The following is a 26,289-nucleotide window of genomic DNA, read 5'->3' on the forward strand; positions in this document are numbered from 1 at the left end:
TCATAATTCTATCTTAAATATTTAATTATGAAAACGATAAAAAGTGTTTATGTGAACGGAGCGTTCATTGAACCCCACGGTACCGAAATTGTAAGTGTCATTTCTCCGCTTAACAAAAAAGAAATAGCCCAAATTGTTTATGCTGATGAACAGGATACTATTGCTGCAATTGAGGCGGCAAAGGCCGCGTTGCCAGCATATAGTAAAAGCACAATAAATGAGCGCGTTGAATATCTGACAAAGATCAGCGCCGAAATTGAAAAGCGGATAGATGATCTTATCAATGCGACAACTTTGGAATATGGAGCTCCCGGTGAAAGAGCAAAGTGGGCTAATCTGATTGCTGCTACAACTTTTTCAAACCAGGCTGCAATGCTTCAGCAGTATTCATTTTCAAAGCAGGTGAATGAATCAATAGTTATCATGGAACCGGTTGGGGTGGCAGCATTGTTTACCCCCTGGAATGCTGTAGCCGGTTCAATTGCTATTAAAGTTGCGGCGGCGTTGGCGGCCGGTTGTACCATAATCCTTAAACCGAGTGAATTTGGATCATGGCAGGCCGAGATTATTATGGAATGTATTGCTGCTGCAGGTTTGCCGAATGGTGTTGTTAATATGGTTAACGGGAACGGTGCAGTTATTACCAAGCCAATAATGGAAAGCAGTGAGGTTACTAAAATTTCATTTACCGGTTCTACTTTAGTTGGCAAAATCCTGGCAAAGCAGGCGGTAGATACCATGAAAAGGGTAACATTGGAGCTTGGTGGAAAATCGGCCAATATTTTATTGGAAGATGCGGATTTTAGCAAAGCTATTCCTATGGCACTACAAGCCGGATTTATGAATAATGGTCAGGCCTGCATTGCCGGAACAAGATTATTGGTGCCGGAATCAAAACTTAATGAAGTTAAGGACTTGCTAATCCGTGAATCGGCGAAATTTATTGTTGGTGATCCTTCTTCGGCAGATGTCAAAATAGGACCGCTTGCAAGTCAAAAACAATATGATCGTATTCAGCAATATATTCAAACCGGAATAAGTGAAGGAGCAGAGCTTCTTACAGGTGGCTTAGGTCATCCGGAAGGTTTAGATAAAGGCTATTACGTAAAGCCAACAATCTTCATCAATGTCAATAATGAGATGACTATCGCCGGGGAAGAAATCTTTGGCCCTGTATTGTCTGTAATTACTTATAGTAATGAAGAAGAAGCGATAGAAATTGCCAATAATTCTGAATATGGTTTGATGGCCTATGTTAGTTCTGCCGATGAAAACCGGGCGGCAAATGTTGCTTCTCAGCTTAAGGCAGGCAGGGTACTTATCAATACATTAAAACATGATCCTATGGCTCCATTCGGCGGTTATAAAAACTCAGGAATTGGCCGGGAAAATGGTGTTATCGGTTTGGAGGAATTTCTGGAGGCTAAAACACTGATCAGATAAATTTCTGGCAAGTATTAGATATTTAAGGAGCACCCGAGGCTAAAGTAAACAGCTGGAATAAATGAAAGGTCATTCTTCAATACAGAGGAATGACCTTTTAGGTAAGTAGATGCAGGGGGTTAACGGTTTTCCATCCAGGACAGAAAGAACGGCGATTTTTCTTTGTTAATAAGTAGTTTTTCAGGTGTTTCAATAACCAACCTGATATGCAGTTTACGCATGAAATAAAGTTCGGCTTCTTTGATTGCCTTGAAATTAATAAGATATTGACGGTTGACGCGGAAAAACTGATCGGGGGAAACCGAACCAGTGATCTGATCCAGTGACTGGCTGAGCACATATTCCTGCTTATCAAAACACACCATCGATACAGCGTTATTCCTGATGTAAAAGAAAGCGATATTATCTGTTGCAACAGTGGTGTATTTGGGGTTTTTGAATACTAAAAAACTTTGTTTCCAACGCTTTGTTTTCTGTTGATAAACAACATCATCCAGGTCCACCCGATCTGAATGATGTTCATGAGGTTTTATAGCGTACACGATATGGTTTTCGTGCAGATTGTTGTTTTGTTTGAGCAGAACCTTGTTATGATTTAATTCATTATGATAAATTGTGTCATTGCCTCCAATGTAAAGGAGACAGTCTTTAATTAAAATAAAGTCCGAATCAAATCCTTTTTTCTGGAAGTCGGTAACCGTGTTTGTTTTAGCGTTGTAGTTTTCCATTGCACAAATTCATTTTAGTTTATTAAACCGATAGCTTTCCCGGCGAGCCCTCATCAGGTACTTCGCCATAAACATTTTAATAGATAACAGGGACCACTTATCAGCCGATTTAATTCCTGTTTGTTTGTAATCTTTATTTTGATCGAGCAGTGAGTGTATAACGATAATTGAACAGCAGCCTGTGATCAAATGGGTGGAAATAAAGATTGCTTCCATTTATTTTAGATTTTAAAATTCTGATACAAAGTTTTATCGAGTCAAGGTAAAGCCGGATAAAACCATAAAAGGCACTATTAAAGCGGTTGGTTTTTCCGGATCGGATAATTGGTATTTCGCAACAAGGCATTGTATCGGGCTTTTGTGTAGCGATACCTGGGGTAATATTCCATTGTTTTGTTTTCATTGCAGATATGGGTTTCGTGGTGTAAACGATAACTCATAAATACAAATGATATACCAATAGTATTAAGTTATTGGTTATTAGTTATTTGTGTTGTTTTTATCTTGGCGGAGAATTGAGGCTATTTCATGAAATCATGGCATTTCATGATGTAGGGTATGATGGAAAAAGGCAATCCCGGGTAGCAGGATTGCCTTTTTATGAAGTATCAGATCTTAGGTGTGCTTTGAAAGCATTGTATTAGCTATTCCATAGCTTTTTAACTGTATGGTTTCACTAATGGATTTATAACCTGTTAGCGTACTGATTTAAATGCCGCTCTGATCTCTTCTGCTAATATTTGTGGTTGCTCCCAGGCTGCAAAATGGCCGCCATTGTTCACTTCATTAAAGTAGATCAGGTTGTGGTAGCAGCGTTCAGCCCAGGTTTTAGGTGCCTGATATATTTCGCCAGGGAAAACGGTAATAGCTACCGGCGTTGAAATTTCACGTGCGTTGAAATTATTGGAGTGATCTTCCCAATAGATCTGAGCAGCGGAAGTAGCGCTGTTGGTTAGCCAGTATAGTGATATATCGTCAAGTATCTCGTCGCGGGTAAGTACTTTTTCAGGTTCGCCTCCGCTGTATGTCCACTGAACTATTTTGTCATACATCCAGGCAGCCTGGCCAACCGGCGAATCTGCAAGCGCATATCCCACAGTTTGCGGGCGGGTTACCATCATGGCAGAGTAGCCGCAATTATTTTTATAGAAGTTGTTCAACGATTCATAAGCAGCTTTTTCTTTGTCAGATAGCCCGGCAGGGGTTGCGTCTCCATTAGTCAGGTGCGCAGCGATATCTGGAGGTACCGTAGCAGGCATATTGATGTGAATGGCTAAAAGGCCCGGTACATGTTGTAAAGCCATGCGTTGGGAGATCACGGAACCGCAATCACCTCCTTGTGATACAAATTGTTTATAACCCAAACGGTTCATCAATTCGCCCCATGCCCTGGCAATATGATCAGAATCCCAGCCGGTATTGGCAGGTTGCCCCGAAAAGCCAAAGCCTGGTAAAGAAGGGATCACAACGTCAAAAGCATCTTCGGCTTTACCTCCGTGTGCTGTTGGATTAGTAAGCGGATCAATCACTTTCAGTAGTTCAAATATCGAACCAGGCCAGCCATGCGTCATGATCAGCGGCAGGGCTTTAGAGTGTTTGGAACGCACGTGAATGAACTGGATGTCAAGACCGTCGATATTGGTCACAAACATAGGCAGCGCATTTAATTTGGCTTCGCCTTTGCGCCAGTCATAGTCAGATACCCAGTAGTTCACCAGGTTTTGAAGTTGTTGTTTACGCAGGCCTTGCGATTCGTTATTTACAGTTTCGCGACCAGGCCAGCGCGTGGCAAGCAATCTTTTTTTAAGGTCGGCGAGTTGTTCATCAGTAACATGAACATGAAAAGGGCGAATGCTTTTATCATTCTTATTTACGGCAGATTGGGTTTGGGCTTTACTTTGCAAAGTAAACAGCCCCATAGCAGCGCAAAAAAACGCGGACAGCAAGGTGGTTTTTAGGTTTCTCATAGTAATTTATTTAATTAACTATGCGAAAGTATCCCTTAGGGATACCGGCCACCATTGATACATAGCTTAACCAGACAAATTGAATGCTGACTTAGACATCTCAGTTTTAATGCTGATTAGATCTGCAGAAAAATCAATGTGCTGCATCAGCCATGCTTACCTTCGACCTCGATTTTTTTACAAGGATGAGAACGAGTGGTACAAAAACGACAAACACGATTCCAACCATAATAAAAATATCCATATAGGAGAGCAGGGTGGCTTGTGTATTAACTCCATTATCTATTATTTGAACGGCGGCTTTATGCGATGCCAAACTATCCAGCCCGTGTCCGTGAAAACCTGCTGAAAGCTGCTTTATGCGATTTTGTACCTTTATATCATTTGCGTCCAGCTTGCCGATCAAGCCCACTCTGTGTTTGCTGCTCTGCCTGGACAGAAAAGTTGAAATTAGAGAGATCCCAAATGAACCGCCCAACTGGCGCATCATCCCGGTAAATGCCGCCCCCTGACCAATTTCCTGACCTTTTAATGTCGACAGAGCCATGGTACTGATAGGAACCGACAAAAAGCCCAACCCGATACCCCGTATGATAAGGGGCCAGAAAAAATCGCCACCACCGGTTGTTGGCGTAATTATCTGATAGCATAACATGCAGAAGATGTAAAAAAGGAACATGCCGATAGCAATCAGGAATTTTTGCTGTATACCCTTTTGGATCAATGTAGCGATAACTGGCATCATCAATGCGGTAAACAGCGTGCTCGGCAGCTGAAGTAAACCGGCTTTTTGAGCAGTCCAGCCTAATACCGATTGTGTGAATAAAGGGATAACAAATGTAGAGCCATAGGCTCCGAAGCCCAATACAAATGATAATGCTACGCCTATACTCAGATTTCCGTTCTTAAACACCCTGAGGTTAACAACCGGAAACCTTGTTTCCAGTTGCCGCCAGATAAACAGGTACAGACCTAAGAAAGCGGTAATTGACAAGGTGATAATTAACGAGCTGTTAAACCAATCATCTTCCTGGCCTTTTTCTAAAATATATTGTAATGAAGATATCCCAACGGTAAGTAAGGCTATACCAAGCCAATCTATTTCGCTGGCTAATCTTTTCTGCTCGTAACGCGGGCTTTTTACATAGATCAGCGTTAGCAAAGTAGCCACTATTCCAACCGGGATATTGATATAAAATATTAAGGGCCACGAAAAATTATCTACAATATATCCCCCTAATGGTGGGCCAAGTGTAGGGCCCACTATGATACCTAACACATATATGGCCTGTGCCATGGCGCGTTTTTCCGGTGGCCAGCTTTCGGTAATAATAGTTTGAGATGTTACCAGCAGCGCGCCGCCACCCATACCCTGTATAAACCTGAAAATAATGATTTCGGTAACCGAATGGGCATTACCGCATAAAAAAGAACATACAGTGAAAATAATAATGGAAGCGGCAAAATAGTTTCGGCGCCCGAATTGCTGCGATAGCCAGTTGGTTAAAGGGATAACAATAACGTTGGCCAGCGAATATGCAGTGATAACCCAGCTGATTTCATTTAGTGTGGCACCCAAACTTCCGCGCATATTGTTTAATGCCACATTTACTATGGTGGTATCTATTATTTCAAGTAAAGCGCAAAAAACTGCTGTTATGGTAATGATAACCAGGCGTGGTCCACGCTCAATTAATGATTCTTCTTGTTGCATTTTTAAGAGATTAAATTTGAATGCAATTCAAATGTTGATAATTAAATTGTTGGGGTAGCGCAGGCCTGGCTTCACACAATTATTACAACAATTTGGCTATAGCGGGTTTGAACATGGGCAGATTGGCCCGCTATTTCTGTTACTATCAGAAATAGCAGGGCAGGATAAATTGTCCTGCATTTAAGGCTTGTTGCCGTGGTACTACCGACTTGCTGTTTCTTTTTTCAAATCAGCAACTTGTTGCTTTAGCTCGGCAATTTGGGCTTGCTGTTCCTGCATGGCCGCAATCAATACCGGCACAAGTTGCGCATAGTCTATCGTTTCAAAATTGAGTGCTTTTTGTGTGCTTTTGCCTTGTGCATACCAGTTGCTTCCGGTGCGTATAACATCCGGCATCAAAGACTTTGTGCTGGATAAATCAAGGCCAAACTTATAATATGGGGCCGATCCCTGAAAAGTTGTTTCAATGAACAGCGGATTTAGCTTACCGATAATAGCCGACGCGTTTTTTAATGGTGATGAAGCACCTGAATTGTTAAGAGCATTATTGCTTTGGGCATTTACTGATTTGAAAATACTAATCAGTATTAAAGTGGAAAATAGTATCCGGTACATTGTTATTTATTTGATCTTAGTTTCTATCCAATAGTTTCTGTTGTAGTCTGCATTTTGTTCTGTTTCCTTTTTGGGCGTAATCCGGTAAACAGTTTCCTCCAGCACACAGGTGTTATCCCACTTCTCAAAGCTTACGGCAATATGGATGTCCCGACCCGGAAGCAATGCGGAAGTGATAAATGCCTTTACCTGTTCGCCGAGATCTTCGGCCGAAAAGAGTTTAATGGTTTCAGTATCGTTATTATCAGCGGGTATGGTCCTTATGCTGATATTGAAACCATTGCCATCGCTTTGGTTGATTTGCATGTCATCTTAATTTTAGAATGCAAAAGTATTAGTCAACAAAAAGCCCGTACATCCCCTAATCCGGGTAGGGGAGCCTAAAAGCGGTCAGATTGCCTATGTGCTTGCGACAGGTGGTTAAGCGTCTTATCTCCCCATTTTTGGTAATACCCGTCAGCATGTTATTCCGCGACTTTTGTGCCGCTGAAAATTTTGGACGTTTTTAAAACGGCTGGATTTACGCTTAAAAAATTAATACAGATATATGAAAAATAGTCAAGGGAACATCTCCTTAAAGAGTGCGCTTCCACTTGCCGCTATTATAGTGGCATCATTAGGTTACTTTGTAGATATTTATGACCTGCTGTTGTTCAGCATTGTAAGGATACCAAGTTTAAAATCATTAGGTTTTACCGGCGCCGGGGCGGTTGCACCGGGCATTTTCTTACTAAACGTACAAATGGCAGGTTTAATGATAGGGGGGATATGCTGGGGGATATTGGGAGATAAGCGCGGGCGGTTAACCGTACTCTTCGGATCGATCCTGATATATTCACTTGCCAACATCGCCAATGCATTTGTGGATACAGTTAATTTATACGCTGTATTCCGTTTCATTGCCGGATTCGGGCTTGCTGGCGAGCTTGGCGCAGGTATTACGCTTGTTGTTGAACTGATGCCGGCACAAAAACGTGGTTATGCCACCACCATTATTGCCGGGGTAGGGATCAGCGGTGCTATTGCGGCCCATTTTGTTGCGGTTTATTTTGATTGGCGTACCGCGTTTATCATAGGCGGTGTGCTGGGCATATTGCTTTTGCTGCTTAGGATAGGTGTGTCGGAATCCGGTATGTTCAGCGAGTCGAAAAAGCCGGGCATCAGGCGCGGCGATTTTTTTGCTTTGTTTACCAGTCGTGAGCGGTTTGTAAAATATCTTAAATGTATTTTGATTGGCTTGCCACTGTGGTTTGGTGTAGGGATCCTGATTACCTTATCGCCCGAGTTTGGTAAAGAACTAAACGTAAAAGGCGTAGTAAGCGCCGGAACAGCCGTAGCAGTAACCTATGGTGGTACCGTAATTGGCGATATCTGCAGTGGTTTGCTCAGTCAGTACCTGAAAAGTCGTGTAAAAGTAGTTGCTATATTTTTAACACTTACAATGGCTGCCATTTCGGTTTACTTGTTTCTCCAGAATCTCAGTTTGTTTCAATTTTATGTTGTGTGCGCGTTCTTTGGATTCGCTGCCGGTTATTGGGTACTTTTTTTAACCATCGCCGCGGAGCAATTTGGTACCAATATCCGGGCGACAGTAGCTACAACCGTGCCTAATTTTGTGAGGGGAGCGGTTGTTCCGCTACTACTTTTCTTTCAATATTGCAGGGGGCTTTTTAATGGCTCACTGGTATCTGCCGGAATAGTTATAGGCGCGCTTACACTGATCCTTGCCTTTTGGGCCCTGTTCGGGATAAAAGAAAGCTTCGGAACCAACCTGGATTACACCGAAGATATATAACCTGTTTTCAATGATTTGATAAGGCAAGCATCCCTAAAAGTGGGGATGTTTTCTTTTTGTTTGAAAAATGAATTTTGCCGGTTACAATTCAGTTGGAATTTAAATTACGATAACATGATGCGACCAGGTTTAATACTATTATTCTTTTTGGCGACTTTTTCCGTCAACGCGAGTGCTCAATCTGTTAACACAGTTAGGCCTTACAGCACTTACAAGGTAAGCAACGGGGTAGTCTATGCATCCGGTCAGGTTGGGATATCCGCAACAACCGGTAAGCTGGTTACCACAAGCTTTGAAGCCGAGGTAAATGAGGTTATGCAAAACATCTCAAGGCTATTGAAAGAGTCTGGATCTGATTTTTCTTCGGTAATTAATGTGGTTGTCTATCTAAAAGATATTAACCGCTATGCCGAATTTAATAAGGTTTACACCAAATATTTCAACGCCCCGTACCCGGCCCGAACCTGCATTGCCGTGGCTGATCTGCCATTGGGTGCAAGCGTTGAAATTGCAGTAACCGCAGAGCAAAAAAAGCATAGTAATTGAGCGTCGACCGCTGGTATTTGAAATTAAATGCCGGCCACCATATTCTCTAAACGATAGTTGTGGTTTTCGGGGAAGTGATTGCTGGCAAAACTCACTTTAGCTGACTGACCGGCAAGGCTATTTAAAGGGAAAATAACTTTGAGCCTTTCGCTTAGTTCAATATCATCCTGGGTTTTAATGAATGTGTGATTTGGCATAGCATGAAGGCTGATACGGATATCTTCATTGCTATAAGGGTTACTAAACGACGAAGATTGTTGCTGATTAGTGAATTTATAATACGGAAGTGTAGTATAGGCTGTTGCCAATTTCGCGGTTTCGGCCTGCCCAACACGTGGCATGGTAATCTTCAGCATTGAAGTTACGTTGACACTAAATGTAACCGCCTGTTCTGTGGTGTTTAATGTTTGGGGCTGGGCCATTTGAGCATTTGTATTTATTGCAAATAATGAAACTACTGCGGCTAAGATTAATTTTTTCATGACTGTTTTTGTTTAAGGTATATTCTGGCGTTTAACGCCCGTTTTGTTTAAATAACTGAGTCAAAAGTATCGTTGTGGCTTGTTATACTCAATCCTTAACATGGTTAAACAGACAAACCAAACCTTGGAATGGCCAATGCGGGCGCCGAACAGACAGGGAATATGATTGGTATTGCAATAAGAGAAAATGGAGTGTTGTAGGTTGAATATATGCATCGGATTTGACCTGTTACTCCAGGCAATAGTGGTAGGCCGAAATGAGTGCGTACGCTTATATAGAATAAACGAGTAGGCGCTTCCGTGATAAGACCAGCCTCCGGAATCATCCAATATTTAAAATGTCTAATTCAATGACGAGTTTGTCGGGTTGACGGAGATAGGGTGTTTATAGGCTATGGCGGATCATACTTTTGAGTAAAAATTAACAAAAACACAACAAAATGAAGACTCAAACTAATTTCGCCAAATTAACTTTAGCCGCTGCGGCAGCGCTTTTATTTGCATTTAGCCCTAAAAACAGTGTAGCACAAACCACAGCCCCTGTAAAAAATATTGTTATAGTACACGGAGCCTTTGCAGATGCATCTGGCTGGGAAGGTGTTTACAAGATCCTGAAAAAAGATGGTTATAACGTAACACTTGTTCAAAATCCGCTTACCTCCTTAAATGATGATGTTGCTGCTACTAACCGCGCCCTGGAAAAACAAGATGGCCCGGCTGTATTAGTAGGCCATTCATGGGGGGGGGCGGTAATTACTGAAGCCGGTGTATCTGCAAAAGTGGCAAGCTTGGTATATGTTGCGGCTTTTGCTCCTGAGGTTGGTCAATCAACTTTAGATGCTTACCAATCTGGCCCGGCGCTTCCTAAAAATGGTATCCTGCCTGCCGATAAAAATGGTTATGCCTATTTTGACAAGGCGCTTTTTCATGAGTGTTTTTCTGCCGATCTAAGCGAGGCAAAAGCAGCATTTATGTTTGATTCTCAGCAGCCAATTGTGGGTTCAAGCTTTGTCGCGCCTTTAACACAGGCCGCCTGGAAGAGTAAACCAACTTATGCAGTTGTAGCTACTGAAGATAAAGCCATTAATCCTGAATTGGAGCGTGCTATGTACAAACGTGCTGGTGCCGTAGTAACCGAAGTTAAGGGAAGTCACGTTATATTTATGTCGCAGCCAGCAGCTGTAGCACGTGTAATTGAGGCAGCCGCCAAAGATCAGGGTAAAAAATAATCTCATTTTTGCTTTGTAATAGAAAACCGGGGCGGCTGTTTTTCAGGCCGTCCCGGTGTTTTTAATAATTACTTCCCGACAGTCCTTTGATAGGCTTTATCATTTTACCGGCTGTAAAGTCCCCACTATTGGTTATGAAACTTTATTTACATCAAGTGCAATTTTGCTTTTTCAATTCCTGTAGAACCCACTAACAAATCATATTCGCCGTGAAGCCGTTTGTTCTTTTTATCGCTGAGATTTTTATCTGGTTGTTACTGACCGGCTTTTCTATCTCATGCCCGGCTTCAACTCCCTTTTTCAGGAATATCGGAACAGAGTACGGTTTGTCACACCCTAAGGTTAATTGCATTTTGCAGGACAAACGCGGCTTTTTGTGGTTCGGAACGGAAGACGGGTTGAACCGTTACGACGGCCACTTTTTTACCATATATAAAAACCAGCCCAATGATACTACTTGCGTGTCAGGCAACATCATTACCGATCTTCTTGAAGACAAAGCAGGCAATCTGTGGATTGCTACTGCTGATGGAGGAATAACACGGTATGATTACCATTTGGAGGCATCAAAACAATTTAAGCAATACAAGTTTAACGCGCACAGGCCTGGCGGAATCCCCGAAAATCACATCAATAAAATTGCGGAGGATAATGACGGTAATTTATGGCTGGCCACAAGTAACAGCTTTCTGGTTCGACTGAACAAAAAAAGCGACAGGTTTGATGTACCCGTTAAATCAGGCGGCAGAAATATCCTCTCATTGGCTATGGCCGGCGCAGATACTTTGTGGGCGGGCCGGGAAGATAGCGGTTTGCTGAAAATCAATACGCATACCCTGGGTTTCCGTATTGATAAGCACTACAATGGTACTGATGGTAAATTGCCCCGCAGTTCAATAGCATCGATCTTTAAAGACCGCAGCAACAGGATGTGGTACGGCGACCGGGATAAAAAACTATATACTTACCAGTTGCACACTGGAGTTGAGCAGGTATTTCTTCTGGGTGGGGCCGAAAAGAAAATCCCCCGCGATGTCATCGCCTCCTTCGCCATAGACAAACAGGGGAAGATCTGGATGGGCACCCAAGGTAGCGGCATAACCACATTTGACCCTGCCGAAATGCAATTTATCACCTACCGGCACAGCGATCAGGAGGGTTCGCTTGTTGATGACCATATCAACGTGGTGTTTACCGACAGCAATGGTATTATATGGATAGGTACAGATAACGGGATCAGTATTTACGATCCGGTTTATTCACCTTTCAACCAGTATAATCTGCCAAAACCAGCAAAGAAAGATATCACCATCTTCGATTTTTACCGTAACCCTAAAGATGATGCGCTTTGGATAGCAACAAGTGAAGGCATTTATATTAAGCGCAATAAAAGCGCGAATTATGAGCATCGAAATATAGCTTACAAGGGAAATGCCTTGTCGGTAACCAAATTTTATGTAGATAATGATGGTACTTTCTATTTAGGTACTGATTATTCCTTATTCAGGTATGACCCTCTTTTGAACCGGGCGACGCTATTGCCAAATACCAATGATGACACGCTGATGAAAAGGCTGATGGGATCGAGGATAGTATCTATTGTACGCGATACCATCGGCAATCATCCGGCATTGGTTGTATCGCCCTATGGCCATTATCTGACATATTATGATTTCGTGGACAAGAAATGGATTTCGGGGATAGCGCAGGAGGGAATAAAAAGATTAAATGTTAAGGACAACGTAGTAAAGAAATTTTACAAGGATAAAAACGGTACCCTGTGGCTGGCTACCGATAAATATGGTTTGGGCGCTTTGCAGCAGGGGGCTACTATCTTCAGCTATTTTACGAACGATATATACGATCATGAATCCATAAGCAGTAATGATGTTTATGACATTGAGGGGGATAGAAAAGGAAACCTGTGGATAAGCACCTATGGCGGCGGGCTTAACTATTTTGATAAAAATGAGCTGCGTTTTTCTCATATTCCCGGATCAAGCAACCTGACGGAAGGTATATGCTCAGATGCCCGCGGGAATTTATGGATGATCTGTAACGGCCATATGCATGAGTATAATCCGGAAACCCGTGTGTACAGTTGCTATGATCTGCCGGATTTAAAATCGAACGGAGGTGTTAAAGGGTATATGTACCGTGACTGCCGAGGAAACCTTTATGCAGCCGGCAGAAACTTTTATATAGAATTTAACCCCGCAGGTATAGGGAAGATTGAAAATGAACCGGACGTATATTTTACCGACTTTAAGATATTCAATACCTCATACAGCCATTTGCTTGAAAACAAAACCATCAGGTTAAATCATAACCAAAACTATTTTTCTCTTGAGTTTTCGGCCCCGGAATACAGCAGCAATCACATGCATTACGATTATATACTCGAAGGTGTGGATAAAGATTGGGTAGATGCTGATAAGCGAAATTACGCCAGTTATTCAAACCTGGCCGGCGGGCGTTACCTTTTCAAAGTAAGGGCCTCTAACTGGAAAGGGAGCGTTGTTAATAAATTTGCATCAATAGTTATTGTTATAAACCCTCCGTTTTGGCGTACCTGGTGGTTTTATTCATTGATCGTTTTAATTATCGGGCCGCTTTGCTATTTATTTTATCGTTATCGTATTAATGAGTTCTTGAAGCGTCAATCCATCCGGAATGGGATAGCGCAGGACCTGCACGACCAGATCGGTTCAACCTTAAGCAGCATTTCCATTTATAGTAAAGTCGCGCGCATCTATCAGCAGCAACAAAAGAAAGAAAAGCTTAGCGAGGTTCTGCAAACAATAGGAGAAACCGCCGATGATACCATTTCGGAGATGTCAGATATCGTTTGGTCAATCAACCCCAAAAATGATCATATGAGCAATATGATACAAAAGATCCGGTCTTATGCGCAACCATTATGTGTAGCCAAAAATATCGCATTCTCCCTGGCCTGCGATCAACGGTTGCTAAAACTGACGCTGGAAATGGAAACACGAAAGAACTTTTTCCTGATCCTCAAAGAAACTTTAAATAATGCCATCAAGCACTCACATTGCAAAAAAATAGTAGTGGATATCCAGCTAAAGGGGAGTAAAATTAATTTAAAGATATGTGATGATGGCGTAGGTTTTAATTACGAAGATAAACTGGCACAAGCAGCTTCTGCTGCTGAAGGAGGGAATGGATTACGCAATATAAAATGCCGTGTCACTGAACTTAATGGAGCACTGGTTGTGAAAAGCTCGCCCGGGCGGGGTACAACCATCAATTTCACCTTCGGTAACTTGTGACTACAGCATGCTGCAAATTTTGAACCGATTAAATAATAAATATATAAGACGATGAGTATCAGGGTAGCCATATTTGATGATAATAAGAATATTCGGAGCAGTGTGATCATGTTATTAAACACCGACCCGGATTTTGAAGTGGTAGGTACATTTAGCGATGCAAAACATTGTGTGGATAATGTACTTACCTCAAGACCGGATGTTGTTTTGATGGATATAGAAATGCCCGGCATTAATGGCATCGAAGCCGTGAGGGTCTTAACCCGGGAGTTTCCGCATGTTCCAATTCTTATTCAAACCGTTTTTGAAGATGACGAACGTGTTTTTGACTCCATTTGCGCTGGAGCTGCGGGTTATCTCCTGAAAAATCAGCTCAATAGCTCCCTTACAGAAGCTATTAAGGAACTGAAAACCGGTGGCTCCCCCATGAGCCCGTCCATCGCCAGGAAAGTACTTCAACTACTTCAGAGCAGCGGCGAAAGGAGTCGCCGCAGGCCCAGCGAAGAGTATAATCTTACCCCGCGGGAAAAAGAGGTGCTAAGCGCCATTGTAAACGGCCTTAGCTATAAGATGATCGCTTACGAGCTGAATATATCTTACGAAACGGTTCGCAGCCACATCAAAAAAATCTATGAAAAATTGCACGTAGCCTCGTTGACAGAGGTGGTTGCAAAAGCCATCAATCAAAATATTGTATAAACTGATACCTGCCCGTTGATACTTTGGGTTATTATACTCACCACATTAGGGGATAGCTGTTTTGCACGCGTCGGGCCATATTTGCTGCAAGTAAAAGGTGTTGACAAATACAAAGCTTTATATGAATCAGACAACATTAAATGGATTGACAGGAAAGAAGATCCTGATAGCGACGGTAGCGGCAGATGGACATTTCAACCCGCTCACCGGCCTGGCGAAATTTTTAGCAGATAGCGGCGCCGATGTGCGTTGGTATACCTCGGTAGTGCATGAAGCCAAATTAAAGCAACTTGGGATTCCACATTTCCCTTTTTTGAAGGCCATTGACATTAATGCCAACAACATCCACAATTTGTTTCCGCAGAGAAAATTTTTAACCGATGCAGGGCAGAAGGCAAACTTTGATATGATCAATATCTTTATTAAGCCAGGGCCCGATCATTTTGAGGACATCAGGGATCTTCAGCAGGAGTTTCCGTTTGATGCCATCGTAACCGAAAGTATGTTCCCGGCCATTCCATACCTTTCTGCCATGCTGGATGTTCCGGTGATTTCAATCGGTATCATTCCATTGGCCGAAAGCTCGGACGATTTAGGGCCTTACGGCCCCGGTTTCTATCCACCTTCAAACGCCGACGAACAGGAGAACATAGCCCGCCTGAATAAGGCGTTTAATGAGGAAGTTTACAAAGAACATATTGATTGTCTTTCTTTGCTTTTAAGTCGCTATGATATCCAGCATCAAAGGACAAATGTATTTGATATGCTGATAAAAACATCTGATCTATATCTTCAGATCGGTTCTCCGTCTTTTGAATATACCCGCAGCAACATGGGGCAAAACGTCCGTTTCATAGGCTCCTTACTTCCTTATTCGGCACGGACGAGCGAAAACCGCTGGGATGACCAAAGGCTTGATGAATATCAAAAAGTAGTACTTGTTACACAGGGGACTATCGAAAATGATATCACGAAACTGCTCGAGCCTACCTTAGAAGCTTTTAAAGGGACTGATACCCTTGTGATAGCAACAACAGGCGGAAACCAGACACAGGAGTTAAGAACTAAATACCACTATAATAACCTGATCATTGAAGATTATATTCCTTTTGACGAGGTGATGCCCTTTGCACATGTTTACATCACTAACGGAGGCTACGGCGGAACACTTTTAGGCATTAAAAACAGGTTGCCTATGGTTGCGGCGGGTCTATTTGAGGGCAAAGCCGAAATTTGCGCACGGGTGGGGCACTTTAAATACGGTATCGACCTGAAAACAGAGAGGCCAACCCCGGATGAGATCAGGAACGCCGTTGTAAATGTACTGGCCGATCCTGTTTACAAGAATAACATTACTGCTTTGGCAGATGAGATGGAGCAATACGACGCCAGAGAACTTTGCGCAAAATACCTGGTTGAGTTGTTGAACCAGTATAATACCATCAATGTAGCATAACCTAAAATGTGATGAATGCTAAGGGCGGCACAAATAAGCAAATTTGTGCGCCCTTTTTGTTTTAAAAAAAGAATGCGGCTTTGACACCGCACTCTAAACCAAACAAACAAAACTCAACAAAAAAGATTTTTCTTTAACAGCGGCTTACGTGGCGTAAATAATGCCATTTGTGAGTTATTACCTTATGGGCGATGGCCAAAGGATTTCGCCTGGTTATTTATACAATATTAAAGTTGATAGATTTGGCAACCAATTCTGTAAGCGATGCAACCTTTAGCTTTTCATAGATATGTTTCATATGGCTGCGAACCGTTTCATAAGAGATATTCAACTCATAGCCGATCATTTTATAGTTTTTGCCTTTAACAATGCAAGCCAAAACTTCCTTTTCTCTTCCGGTTAGCTTATAGTTTGCCGCTTGTTCAACAGGACTGAAATGACATATATTATGCTTGACCATATTGATTACCTTGCGGGCGACGGAAGGGCTCATGGGCGAACCTCCGTTTCTTAATTCTTTAACAGCCTTAACTAAAGTTAGCTTCAGTCCGTTCTTTAAAATATACCCGGAAGCACCGGCCAGGATGGATTGATATATCAGCGCATCATCTTCAAAGTTTGTTTGTACGAGAATTTGGATGTAGGGGAGCTCTCGTTTTAGCCGCTCTATAGTTTCAATTCCGCTAAAGCCAGACGCGGCGATATCTATGATCACCAGGTCTGTTTTGGTGCTCATCAGATTTTTGATACTGTTTTTAGAACTGTCATACACACCCACAACGTTAAACATGATCTCCGAATTGAGGATCATTACCATGGTGTTCCTTATATTTTTGTTATCGTCAAAAATGGCTATCCTTAACGAATGATCATTGTTTACAAAGCTCATCCGTTCATTAACATTATTCATCATAGTAAATACTTGTTAAGTTTTTTCTTTCAAACAAAATGCGTAACAACGGGAAATTAATCGCTGTCTTCTTAATCTGTTCTCCGGGTTAATTTTGTTTGCATGTTCAAATTAAGCCCATTAAAGGCGCTGTTGAAATGGAAAGGTTGTTGAATTTGGCAAATTAGCCTTTGAACAGGACAATGTAGTTCGCGGTATGCTGACTATCCCAGTTGTAAGTTTTATCATCTAAGATCATGGAAATCTCATGATGTAATGCGTGAAACCAATGGCCAACAGGATAATTTTTATATTTGGCGATCAGAATGTTAGCTTACACCGTATATAACGATGCCGAACTTACCGATTTGCTCAGATCGGGTGATGAGCTGGCTTATACCGAAATTTACCGGCGTTACTGGCGCTTGATGTATGCTCATATTTATAAGATGCTTCGGGACGAAGAGGATTCCAAAGATATCTTACAGGAACTTTTCGGCACGTTATGGACAAAAGCGGATAAAATTCCTGCACAAGGCAATTTAGCAGGTTATTTATATGTGTCGGCACGTAATATGGTGTTAAACCATATTCGTCAGCGTAAATTCCGGAACGATTACCTGAGCTCATTAGCGCAATTTGCGAACGAAGCAAATAAAGACACGCTTCATTACCTGGAAGAGCGTGATCTTTTGGCGGCCATTGACCGTGAAATTGAGGCACTGCCACCAAAAATGCGCCAGGTATTTGAGATGAGCCGCAAGCAGAATTTAACACATAAGGAAATTGCCGAAAGTTTAGGCACATCCGAAGAAACGGTAAAAAAGCAAATTCATAAATCGCTTAAAAGGCTCCGGGCTAACCTCAAAGACCCGGATACGGCGGTCAGTCTCCTGATGCTTCTTTCATTTTTTAAAAAAGTGTAATTTTTTTTCAGCTACGATACCCCCCAGGGCATTTTCATGTGTTTTTGCTTTAAATATCATTTTTTAAAGTATTAAAAACGATGAATCACCAAGACGCTGATCAATTAATAGCAAAGTATCTGGATAATACAGCTACTCCCGAAGAACGCGCGTTAGTTGAAAACTGGTACATCTTTGAGTCGGATAAAAGAAAGCTTTCTGATGATGATAAGTTTGATCATTTGGCGGCCGAGCTTTGGGCCGGAACGCGGCAGCGTGCAGGATTGCAAACTCAACCTAAGGTCAGGAGCTTATGGCCAAGGATTGCAGTCGCGGCTTCAATTGTATTTATCTTATCGGTTGGTCTCGTCGTTTTACTGAAACATAACGGAACTGGACAGCCGGGTGATAATGACCAAAATCGTATTGGTGCGATAACTGAGAGGTTCCCTACATTGATCCTTACAGACGGTAAGGAAGTAACTCTGCATAAATCTAAAAACGAACAGCTGATTAGTCAAAACTCCAGCTTAGTTACCCGGTTGGTCAACGGTGTATTGAATTATCAACAAGGCGCGGAGAATCAGATTGACAACAAGCTCATAGGTTATAACTCCCTACTGGTGCCAAGCGGCGCTCATTTTCAAGTTGTAGTACTACCCGACGGAACCAAAGTTTGGATCAACGCTGCTTCAACGCTGCAGTATCCTACGGCATTCAATGGCGATGAACGTCGGGTGGAGTTAAAAGGGGAAGCTTATTTTGAGGTGGCACATAATGCCGCAAAGCCATTTAGGGTAGCCAGCAACAACCAAACGGTAGAGGTTTTAGGAACCCATTTTAATATAAGCGCTTATGATGATGATCCTGCCGTTAAAACAACGCTGCTTGAGGGCAAGGTAAAAGTAACCGGTACGGCAAATCATGCCACTCGTTTCCTGTCGCCGGGGCAACAGGCTGTGCTGGGTAAAAATACCTTCACTGTAAGTAAAGTTGAAACCGCTGAGGCCATAGCCTGGAAAAACGATCAGTTTGAATTTCAGGATGACAATATCCAGCATATTATGCGGGTAATTGCCAGATGGTATGATATGAAGGTAACATATGAGGGGCCAATCCCCGATGATAAGTTTGGAGGGACAATTAACCGGAATTCGGATGTGACAGAGAGTTTAAATATCCTGGAGCTTACCGGGAAAGTCCGCTTTCATATCGAAGGAAGACAAATAGTTGTATCTAAATAACCCTTAGCACTTGAGCCGGACAAAGGTTTTCTCAACAATGAAAATACGCATCTTCCTAATCTTAAATATATTGATCATGTTTAGCGCTTATGCTGATGCTCAGCAAATAAATCTCGCGGTTAACAAAGCACCGCTTAAAGAGGTTTTTAAGGAGCTTAAGGCCCAAAGCGGTTATAATTTTGTTTATGCCGAAAGCGACTTAAAACAAGCAAAGTTAGTCACCTTAAAAGTGACTTCAGGGAAGTTTGAAGAAGTACTGGTTCAGGTTTTCGCCGGGCAACCACTTACTTATACCATCAGGAGCAAAACAGTTATTGTTAAAGCAAAGCCTGCCGAATTTATGGAAAAGGTCAAATCCTTTTTCAGATCGCTTACCGGGGTAGTAAAAGATGAAAGAGGAAAGCCCCTGCCCGGAGTTACGGTTTCTGTTGAGGGCTCCGCGAACCGGACCATGACAGATGAAAATGGCCGGTTTTTTTTGAAGGATGTGGATAAGGATGCTGTTATTTCGTTTGATTATATCGGTTATAAAAGCCAGCGTGTTCAGGCCAGGAATTTAGAAGGTAATGACATTGCCATTCAGCTGGACCCAAGTATAAACGAGCTTGAAGAGGTTGTGATGGTTGGTTATGGCACATCAAAAAGGAAAGATCTTACCGGTGCCATATCCTCGGTGAATATGGACAATATCAAAAACACCACCTTTACTACTATAGATCAGGCGCTTTCCGGACAAGCCGCCGGTGTTCAGGTTGTACAAGGCGATGGCTCACCGGGAGGTCTGGCTAAAATCAGGATAAGGGGAGGGGCATCAATTATTGGAGGTAACGATCCGCTTTATGTCATCGACGGGGTTCAGCTTAATATAGAGAACAGGTATATCCAGGCAGCGGCTGATTTGATTAACCCAGTTGAAAGTTTAACTTCTGATCCTTCGACGTTAACCACCGTCGGATCTTCATTTTCCCGCGGGCTGAATACGCTTGCCGGTTTAAATATAAACGATATCGAATCTATTGATATTCTTAAAGATGCATCGGCAACCGCCATTTATGGTTCGAAGGCGGCTAACGGTGTGGTTATTATCACTACAAAAAAAGGCATAAACAACCAGCAGCCATCTGTAGATGCAAGTTATTTTCAAACCTATAGTACGCCCAGGACTATAAAGGTGCTTAACGGAAGTCAATATGAATCGATACTTAAAGAAGGGGCAGCTAATTTAAATAAGCAGCTGGCGCCTTATTCGGATATATATGCCGATTCGATCCTGAACGTCCCCTCTTATTTTCGTAACAGTACCAACTGGATCGATTTGGTTACCCGTACCGGTGTCAGCAGGAACGCAAATGCGAGTGTTCGGGGAGGTGGACGGGATACCAGGTATTATACTTCATTATCATACGATGACCAAACAGGCACGGTGCTGGGGACAGATTTTAGCCGTATTACGGGAAAAATAAACATTGACAACGACCTTACTAACCGGATACGTTTGAGCGGCAGCCTCAATTATGGTTTTATCAAAAACAACATCAGTAACGGGGTGTACACCTCAGCATCGCTTGCTCCTCCTAACTTAGCGCCTTTTACCGCGGACGGCTCGCCTACACAATTTATTCCCGGAATTTTGGCCGGTACCGTAGCCCAGGGAGTTCAAAATCCGTTTAGCTTGTTGCAGGGCAGGAACCATGCCATCACCGCCCTGCTTTTAGGTTCTGCTTCCTTAGAATATGTCATTTTAAAATCTTTAAGGTTTAGGAGTACTTTTTCAGTTAATCATACTACTTACCGTCAGGAAAATTACGTGCCGGATGCGCTCTATATCGCTACAATTGATCCTCGTTCAAAAGGTGGGATCTCCACGACAGGGCAAACCCAGGAAACTACTTTTTTTTATGAGAACACACTGACCTGGAATAAGCAGTTTGACGATGATAACCGTTTCACTCTATTAGGCGGTACGTCCTGGCAGCAATCAAAAACAAATACCTTTTCTGTGTCGGGTATGGATCGCCCAAATAGCGGAACACTTCCTGACGGAACTCCTGCAACAATATCTTCTTTGCCTGTTAAGCTCAATGATCGCAGTGCTTTATTAAGTTTTTATCTCCGCGCCAACTACGCTTTTAAGAATAAATATTTGATAACAATTACAGGCAGGGCTGATGCATCATCCAAATTCCCGGCAAATAACCGAGTGGGTTATTTTCCTTCAGCCGGTTTGGCCTGGCGGTTAAACCAGGAGGGTTTCCTGAAAAATGTCTCCTGGCTTAATGAGTTAAAGCTTCGCATAAGCAGTGGATTGACAGGTACTCAAAACATTCGCGATAATCTTTTTTATACCTTTTATTCATCGGCTACTTATGCGGGTAGCAATGCGTTGATTGCCTCAAAACTGGGCAGCGATCTTACAAAATGGGAAACTACATTTCAGAAAGACGCGGGGATTGATTTCGCGCTCTTCAATTCCAGGGTTCGGGGCAGTATCGGCTATTATGATAAAAGATCGGCAGACTTGCTGGTAGCATTACCTGTTCCTACCAGTACGGGGTTTTCATCGGCGTTGCAAAACTATGCCACTATTGATAACCGGGGGCTGGAAATTGAACTGCGTGGCGACATTATAAAAAACAAGAATTTTGTTTGGAGCACCGCCCTGAACATATCAGGTAACCGGTCTAAAGTACTCAAGTTGAAAGAGGCGCTATCTGATCCCTTTGCAGGACCGCTGACTTCTGACGCGCAACTCAATTCCCTTTATCTTGGTAACACAATTTTAAATGTAGGACAGCCGGTAGGGTTAATTTATGGATATAAATATTTAGGTGTCCTGAAAAAGCAAGATAAAAACAGTTCTTATCCGCCATTAGGAACACCAATTTACCAACAAATTGAAACCGGCCCTTATGCGGGACAGGCCGAACGTATGGTTATAGGGCATGCCGAACCTAAATTTTTTGGCGGGCTCAACCATTCGTTTACCTATAAAAATCTTACGTTAACAACCTTGTTCAGCTTCTCATACGGAGGTGACCTCATTTATCTTCCCCGGCTGAACGATATAACCCTGCTTGATCAATCAAATCATATCACAGCTATTTTAGATCATTACAGCGCTTCGAACACCACCTCAAATAACCCGGGACTAACCCTTAAAGGAAATGCGAATTTGCCGGGTATTTCAAATTTCGCGGTATTCAGCGCTTCTTATCTCAAGCTTAAGTCGCTAACGGTCAATTATCAATTGCCTAAAAAAATCACCGGCAAATTCCATATACATGATGCTACTCTTTTTCTGTCGGGGAATAATTTATTCATTGTTTCAAAGTATCCCGGGCCCGATCCGGAGGTTAGTAATGATCCCTACAGTTTGATTGGCGGGTATACCGATGACGCATCCTATCCCACATCGCGTCAATATAGTTTTGGTTTAAGGTTGAAGTTATAAATAATAAGCATGATCAAAGGAAGAATCAATATAACAATCTTGGCGCTCGCCGCGGCAATTACACTTGGTGCATGCTCAAAGGCATTGAACCCAGTACCGGCAAACCAGGTGGTTAACGTGAACGCGATTACCGATCAAGCCTCGGCACAGGCCGTTCTGAACGGCGCATATTTTCGTTTTGCAAACGGGAATGTCAATAATTTTACAAACTGGACGTATAATGAAATTCCCGGAAGCGTATTTGCCGGTTTTATAGGTGACGGCTATACCACGGTTGATCCCAATGAATCTAATAATTACAATAACACTTTTAGCCAGGCCATCTGGGACACTTCCTATAAGCTGATTGAAGCTTCGAATGAAGTTATCAGTGGGGCAACCAATCTCAATGCCGGCGCATTTACCGGGAACAGAAAAAATGAAATACTTGGCGAAGCCCGTTTTTTACGAGCATACGGCGCTTTTCGGGTGATGGGCTATTTTGCACAATGGTGGGATGTTTCCAGCAAGTTTGGCATCATTATACGTGATCAGCCTTCTGCCGTAAGTAATATTGCTAAGGCAAGGAGCGATGTGGGTACAAGCTACGATTTTATCCTGGCCGACTTGGACTTTGCTATTGCCAACGCGCCGGCAACGAATCCGCGTTATTATGCAACCAGATGGGCCGCCATGGCTTTAAAAATGCGCGTACTAATGAGTCGCGGAACTTCGGCGGACTATGCCCAGGTTATTGCGTTAGCTCAGGCCATCCAGCAATCGGGCTTTTACTCGCTGGAAAATAGCCTGAAGGATATTTTTTATGTTAAAGGTCTTGCCAGCTCAGAGGTGATTTTAGGTATTCAGTCCTTTGCCGGACAGGAGAAGTATATTGCGAGCCTTAGCCGGGCGTATTATCCGGGCACAACCGATCTGTGGGTTGCAAAAAAAGCACTGAAAGATCTGCTGGCTAACGATCCGAGAGGCCAATGGATGGTTAATAAAGAAACTATCTATACTGTAATAATCCCCAATACCTATCATTTTCAGAAATACATCGCTTATGGCGCTATGCCAACTCAATTATCCGAAACCGCTTATGCTTTCCGTTTAAGCGAGGTTTACCTGCTGGAATCGGAAGCGATAATCAGGTCGGGTGGAAGCCTTGATCAAGCCAGAACTTTACTCAAAACAGTAATGAGCAGGGCTGGTGTGACAGATTTTTCGGCGGTTGACAATGCAACCACTACCGAAAGCATGTTGCTCCAAAACTACTATGAAGTTGTAAGGAATCTTGTAGGCGAGGATGGCGCAGACTGGATGGCCCTGCTTCGGTTCCCTTTGGCAACTGTAACGCAACTGAGGCCAACTATTACGTCAAGCCAGCAATATATTCTACCAATTCCTTTAACTGAGTTTAAGGCTAATCCAGGCATAGGGGCGCAGAATCCAGGCTATTAATATTACCAGATTAAAGATGAAAGTTCAGTCACACGGATCTAAACATAAAGCAATATGAAAGTTAGGGCTCTTGTTTTTTTATTATTCATGTTTATGGCAAGTACCGTTCATGCCCAGAAAGCAGAGGAGAGGCCCGAACATGAATTGGTTAGACTTAAAACGATGCCTGCTGATACCGCGCGGGTAGCTACACTGATAGATCTGGCCGAGGCTTACGAATATATGCCCTACCAAAAGAGCCGGACAGATACTATCGATATGTTTTTAAAAGAGGCCCAAATGCTGAATGCAAAATTCAGGGTGAATAAGTTCCGGGATAGAATTGACATTTTAGCCGCGCAAACCGCGTATGACCGAAATCAAGCCCTTGACCTGAAACGGCTTTTTCTTCCCATCGTTGATAGGTGCAGGAAATCAGGAGATACCTTGGGAGAGTGTCTCGCATGGTCGCAGCTGGCGGTGAATATCGTTCGCGGAAAGGAAGAAATACAGTTTAAATTGTATTGCTTTGAACAGGCGTTACAATTGGCTAAAAAGCTAAACGACCGGGAAAGGGTATTTGACATAGCTACTAACATTGCGGATATCCATATCTGGCAGGGTAACTTTAGTTTGGCCGAAAAGGAACTGTTGCAAATAATCAATCCGGATCAGAAAGCCTCATACATGAGCCTGTTGTTTGCTTATTACCGCCTGTCGCTGGTTTATGTAAAAAAAGGTAATTATCCCCATGCCCTTGACTTCGCGCTGAAAACAGAGCAAACCATGCGGCTTGCGGCCGACTCGTCTTATGCCTATGACTTTTATATCCGGATTGCTGAGATCCAGAAGGATTTGGGCAACTTGTCCGAAAGCTTGAAATGGGCAAAAAAGGCTTACGTTTTTGTTGTAAATGGTCATGAAAACCCGGACATTATTATCAAGGCCAAAAGTGAGGTAGCAGAGCGGCTTTTAGATTTGGGAAAACCGGATGATGCTTTGAAATTTGTTTTGATAGCGCCTGATGAATACAAAACACTTGATCCCTCTTCACGGCTACTGTACCTTTCGTTAGTTGGCGATTGTTACCAGCAACTCAAAAAGTATCCGCTTGCCGAAAAGAATTATCTGGATATGATTGCTTTGGTACACAGGCAAAAAGATGATTTTTCTGCCCGGGAAATAGCTTCAGGATTTCAGGATATCGGATCTTTTTATCTGAACATACATCAGCAAAACATCGCAAAGCCTTATCTCCTTGAAGCTTTAAAGTACCTTAAGGTCTCCGGAAAAAAGAACGATTTAAAACGTAACTATCTGATGCTTTTTCAAGCTGATTCTGCTGCCGGTAATTACCAAAGTGCCGTGTCTTATCTGCAATTAAGCAACCAATTAAAAGACTCCATCTTCAATACCGAAAAGAACAAGCAAATACAGGAATTGCAAGTATCCTTTGATACCGAACAAAAAAACAGGGACATCAGCGAGTTACAGGCCGCTGCAAGACTCCAAAAGTTAAGTTTAAGGAATGTTGAGGCATCAAGAAATTGGGTTGTTTTAGGTTCCTGCCTGCTCGTGGTTGTAGCGGTGTTACTTTATAGAAACTCGTTAGTAGCAAAAAGAAATAACCAGCTTATCCAAAAGAAAAATCAATCCTTGCAGCGGTTTCTCCAGGAAAAGGAATGGCTGATCAAAGAGGTACACCATCGTGTTAAAAATAACCTTCACACGCTTATCTGTTTATTGGAGTCACAAGCTAAAAACCTGAAAGATGATGCACTGAAGGCTATCGAAACCAGCCAAAACCGGATTTTCGCGATGTCGTTGATCCACCAAAAGCTTTACCGGTCGGATGATGTAAAAACCATCAATATGGCCGAGTACATTCCCGAACTCATTTTTAACCTGGAGCGGAGTTTTGATCTTGCAGACCGGGTTTCCTTTAATATCGATATAGCTCCTGTGTTTCTTAATGTGGCCTATGCTATACCCTTTGGGCTGATCATTAACGAGGCGGTAACCAATGCCATCAAATATGCTTTTCCAGCGGGAGGTGGCACTATCTCGGTTATATTATATCAATATAACAATGAGGTGGTTTTGACAATAGCTGATAACGGGATAGGAATGCCCCGCAATTTCAATGAGCATACTAATCAATCATTGGGCATCGAACTGATGAGAGGCTTGTCGCAGGATATAGATGCCGAGATAAGTTTTGAAACGCATGACGGAACCCGGATCATAGTGGCCTGTCTTCCCCGGAATAATTTTGATAAGGAAGCATTCGTGGTAACCGGTAACGGAGCGTTCGCAACATTGATCGAACACTGAAGAAGCGGAGGGGCAGGGTATCATAAGGCGAGGTTAAAACAGATAACAGATGGACATCTGTGAGAAAGAACTGAAATAGG

19 protein-coding genes are annotated in these 26,289 nt (G+C 42.7%); 12 read left to right on the forward strand and 7 right to left on the reverse strand.

Annotation, left to right across the window (positions count from 1 at the left end; translation table 11 throughout):
* The first annotated feature begins 27 nt into the window (after positions 1 to 27).
* On the forward strand, positions 28 to 1,443 hold the full coding sequence (locus tag EAH55_RS08695) for an aldehyde dehydrogenase family protein (RefSeq protein ID WP_121809283.1): 1,416 nt from the start codon (positions 28 to 30) through the stop codon (positions 1,441 to 1,443).
* 119 nt (positions 1,444 to 1,562) lie between these two features.
* On the opposite strand, the gene EAH55_RS08700 is transcribed toward EAH55_RS08695, so the two are convergent.
* The 5 genes from EAH55_RS08700 to EAH55_RS08725 form a co-directional block, all read right to left on the reverse strand.
* Positions 1,563 to 2,171 (reverse strand): LytR/AlgR family response regulator transcription factor, encoded by a 609-nt coding sequence (locus EAH55_RS08700; RefSeq protein WP_121809284.1) that lies wholly within the window; start codon positions 2,169 to 2,171, stop codon positions 1,563 to 1,565.
* A gap of 695 nt (positions 2,172 to 2,866) precedes the next feature.
* The gene (locus EAH55_RS08710) at positions 2,867 to 4,138 is read right to left on the reverse strand and encodes an epoxide hydrolase family protein (protein WP_121809286.1); all 1,272 of its coding nucleotides are present in this window, start codon (positions 4,136 to 4,138) and stop codon (positions 2,867 to 2,869) included.
* Positions 4,139 to 4,271: 133 nt separating this feature from the next.
* Positions 4,272 to 5,852 (reverse strand): DHA2 family efflux MFS transporter permease subunit, encoded by a 1,581-nt coding sequence (locus EAH55_RS08715; protein ID WP_121809287.1) that lies wholly within the window; start codon positions 5,850 to 5,852, stop codon positions 4,272 to 4,274.
* A gap of 201 nt (positions 5,853 to 6,053) precedes the next feature.
* Complete coding sequence (locus tag EAH55_RS08720; protein ID WP_121809288.1) at positions 6,054 to 6,467, reverse strand: hypothetical protein; 414 nt, start codon at positions 6,465 to 6,467, stop codon at positions 6,054 to 6,056.
* Positions 6,468 to 6,473: 6 nt separating this feature from the next.
* Complete coding sequence (locus EAH55_RS08725) at positions 6,474 to 6,773, reverse strand: hypothetical protein (protein ID WP_121809289.1); 300 nt, start codon at positions 6,771 to 6,773, stop codon at positions 6,474 to 6,476.
* Between the two features lie 241 nt (positions 6,774 to 7,014).
* Between EAH55_RS08725 and EAH55_RS08730 the strand changes: the two genes are divergently transcribed.
* Both EAH55_RS08730 and EAH55_RS08735 read left to right on the forward strand, forming a co-directional pair.
* Positions 7,015 to 8,262, forward strand: coding sequence for an MFS transporter (locus EAH55_RS08730; RefSeq protein WP_121809290.1), 1,248 nt, complete (start codon positions 7,015 to 7,017; stop codon positions 8,260 to 8,262).
* A gap of 114 nt (positions 8,263 to 8,376) precedes the next feature.
* On the forward strand, positions 8,377 to 8,808 hold the full coding sequence (locus tag EAH55_RS08735) for a Rid family detoxifying hydrolase (RefSeq protein WP_162996788.1): 432 nt from the start codon (positions 8,377 to 8,379) through the stop codon (positions 8,806 to 8,808).
* A 23-nt stretch (positions 8,809 to 8,831) separates the two neighbouring features.
* Here the strand turns inward: EAH55_RS08735 and EAH55_RS08740 are convergent, their stop codons facing one another.
* Positions 8,832 to 9,290, reverse strand: coding sequence for a hypothetical protein (locus tag EAH55_RS08740; protein WP_121809292.1), 459 nt, complete (start codon positions 9,288 to 9,290; stop codon positions 8,832 to 8,834).
* A gap of 440 nt (positions 9,291 to 9,730) precedes the next feature.
* On the opposite strand from EAH55_RS08740, the gene EAH55_RS08745 reads away from it, so the two are divergent.
* The 4 genes from EAH55_RS08745 to EAH55_RS08760 all read left to right on the forward strand — a co-directional run bounded on the left by EAH55_RS08745 (position 9,731) and on the right by EAH55_RS08760 (position 15,967).
* On the forward strand, positions 9,731 to 10,519 hold the full coding sequence (locus EAH55_RS08745; RefSeq protein WP_121809293.1) for an alpha/beta hydrolase: 789 nt from the start codon (positions 9,731 to 9,733) through the stop codon (positions 10,517 to 10,519).
* Positions 10,520 to 10,728: 209 nt separating this feature from the next.
* Positions 10,729 to 13,812 carry a sensor histidine kinase gene (locus tag EAH55_RS08750; protein ID WP_121809294.1) on the forward strand — a complete coding sequence of 1,028 codons (3,084 nt, stop codon included), beginning with the start codon at positions 10,729 to 10,731 and terminating at the stop codon, positions 13,810 to 13,812.
* A gap of 51 nt (positions 13,813 to 13,863) precedes the next feature.
* The gene (locus tag EAH55_RS08755; protein ID WP_121809295.1) at positions 13,864 to 14,511 is read left to right on the forward strand and encodes a response regulator; all 648 of its coding nucleotides are present in this window, start codon (positions 13,864 to 13,866) and stop codon (positions 14,509 to 14,511) included.
* 121 nt (positions 14,512 to 14,632) lie between these two features.
* Positions 14,633 to 15,967: a glycosyltransferase gene (locus tag EAH55_RS08760; protein WP_121809296.1), complete on the forward strand. Its 1,335-nt coding sequence runs from the start codon at positions 14,633 to 14,635 to the stop codon at positions 15,965 to 15,967.
* 217 nt (positions 15,968 to 16,184) lie between these two features.
* Here the strand turns inward: EAH55_RS08760 and EAH55_RS08765 are convergent, their stop codons facing one another.
* A complete protein-coding gene (locus tag EAH55_RS08765; protein WP_244228132.1) occupies positions 16,185 to 16,880 on the reverse strand; it encodes a response regulator transcription factor in 696 nt (231 codons plus the stop codon).
* A 302-nt stretch (positions 16,881 to 17,182) separates the two neighbouring features.
* Here EAH55_RS08765 and EAH55_RS08770 point away from each other — a divergent pair, with 302 nt between their 5' ends.
* The 5 genes from EAH55_RS08770 (at position 17,183) to EAH55_RS08790 (ending at position 26,209) form a co-directional block, all read left to right on the forward strand.
* Positions 17,183 to 17,782 (forward strand): RNA polymerase sigma factor, encoded by a 600-nt coding sequence (locus EAH55_RS08770; protein WP_121809297.1) that lies wholly within the window; start codon positions 17,183 to 17,185, stop codon positions 17,780 to 17,782.
* A gap of 80 nt (positions 17,783 to 17,862) precedes the next feature.
* Entirely contained in the window at positions 17,863 to 19,005 is a 1,143-nt protein-coding gene (locus EAH55_RS08775; protein WP_121809298.1) for a FecR family protein, read from the forward strand.
* Positions 19,006 to 19,042: 37 nt separating this feature from the next.
* Complete coding sequence (locus EAH55_RS08780) at positions 19,043 to 22,456, forward strand: TonB-dependent receptor (protein WP_121809299.1); 3,414 nt, start codon at positions 19,043 to 19,045, stop codon at positions 22,454 to 22,456.
* 9 nt (positions 22,457 to 22,465) lie between these two features.
* Positions 22,466 to 23,896 (forward strand): RagB/SusD family nutrient uptake outer membrane protein, encoded by a 1,431-nt coding sequence (locus tag EAH55_RS08785; protein ID WP_121809300.1) that lies wholly within the window; start codon positions 22,466 to 22,468, stop codon positions 23,894 to 23,896.
* Between the two features lie 93 nt (positions 23,897 to 23,989).
* Positions 23,990 to 26,209 carry a tetratricopeptide repeat-containing sensor histidine kinase gene (locus EAH55_RS08790; protein WP_162996789.1) on the forward strand — a complete coding sequence of 740 codons (2,220 nt, stop codon included), beginning with the start codon at positions 23,990 to 23,992 and terminating at the stop codon, positions 26,207 to 26,209.
* Positions 26,210 to 26,289 lie beyond the last annotated feature (80 nt).

Source organism: Mucilaginibacter kameinonensis, from assembly GCF_003675385.1.
Lineage (GTDB): Bacteria > Bacteroidota > Bacteroidia > Sphingobacteriales > Sphingobacteriaceae > Mucilaginibacter > Mucilaginibacter kameinonensis.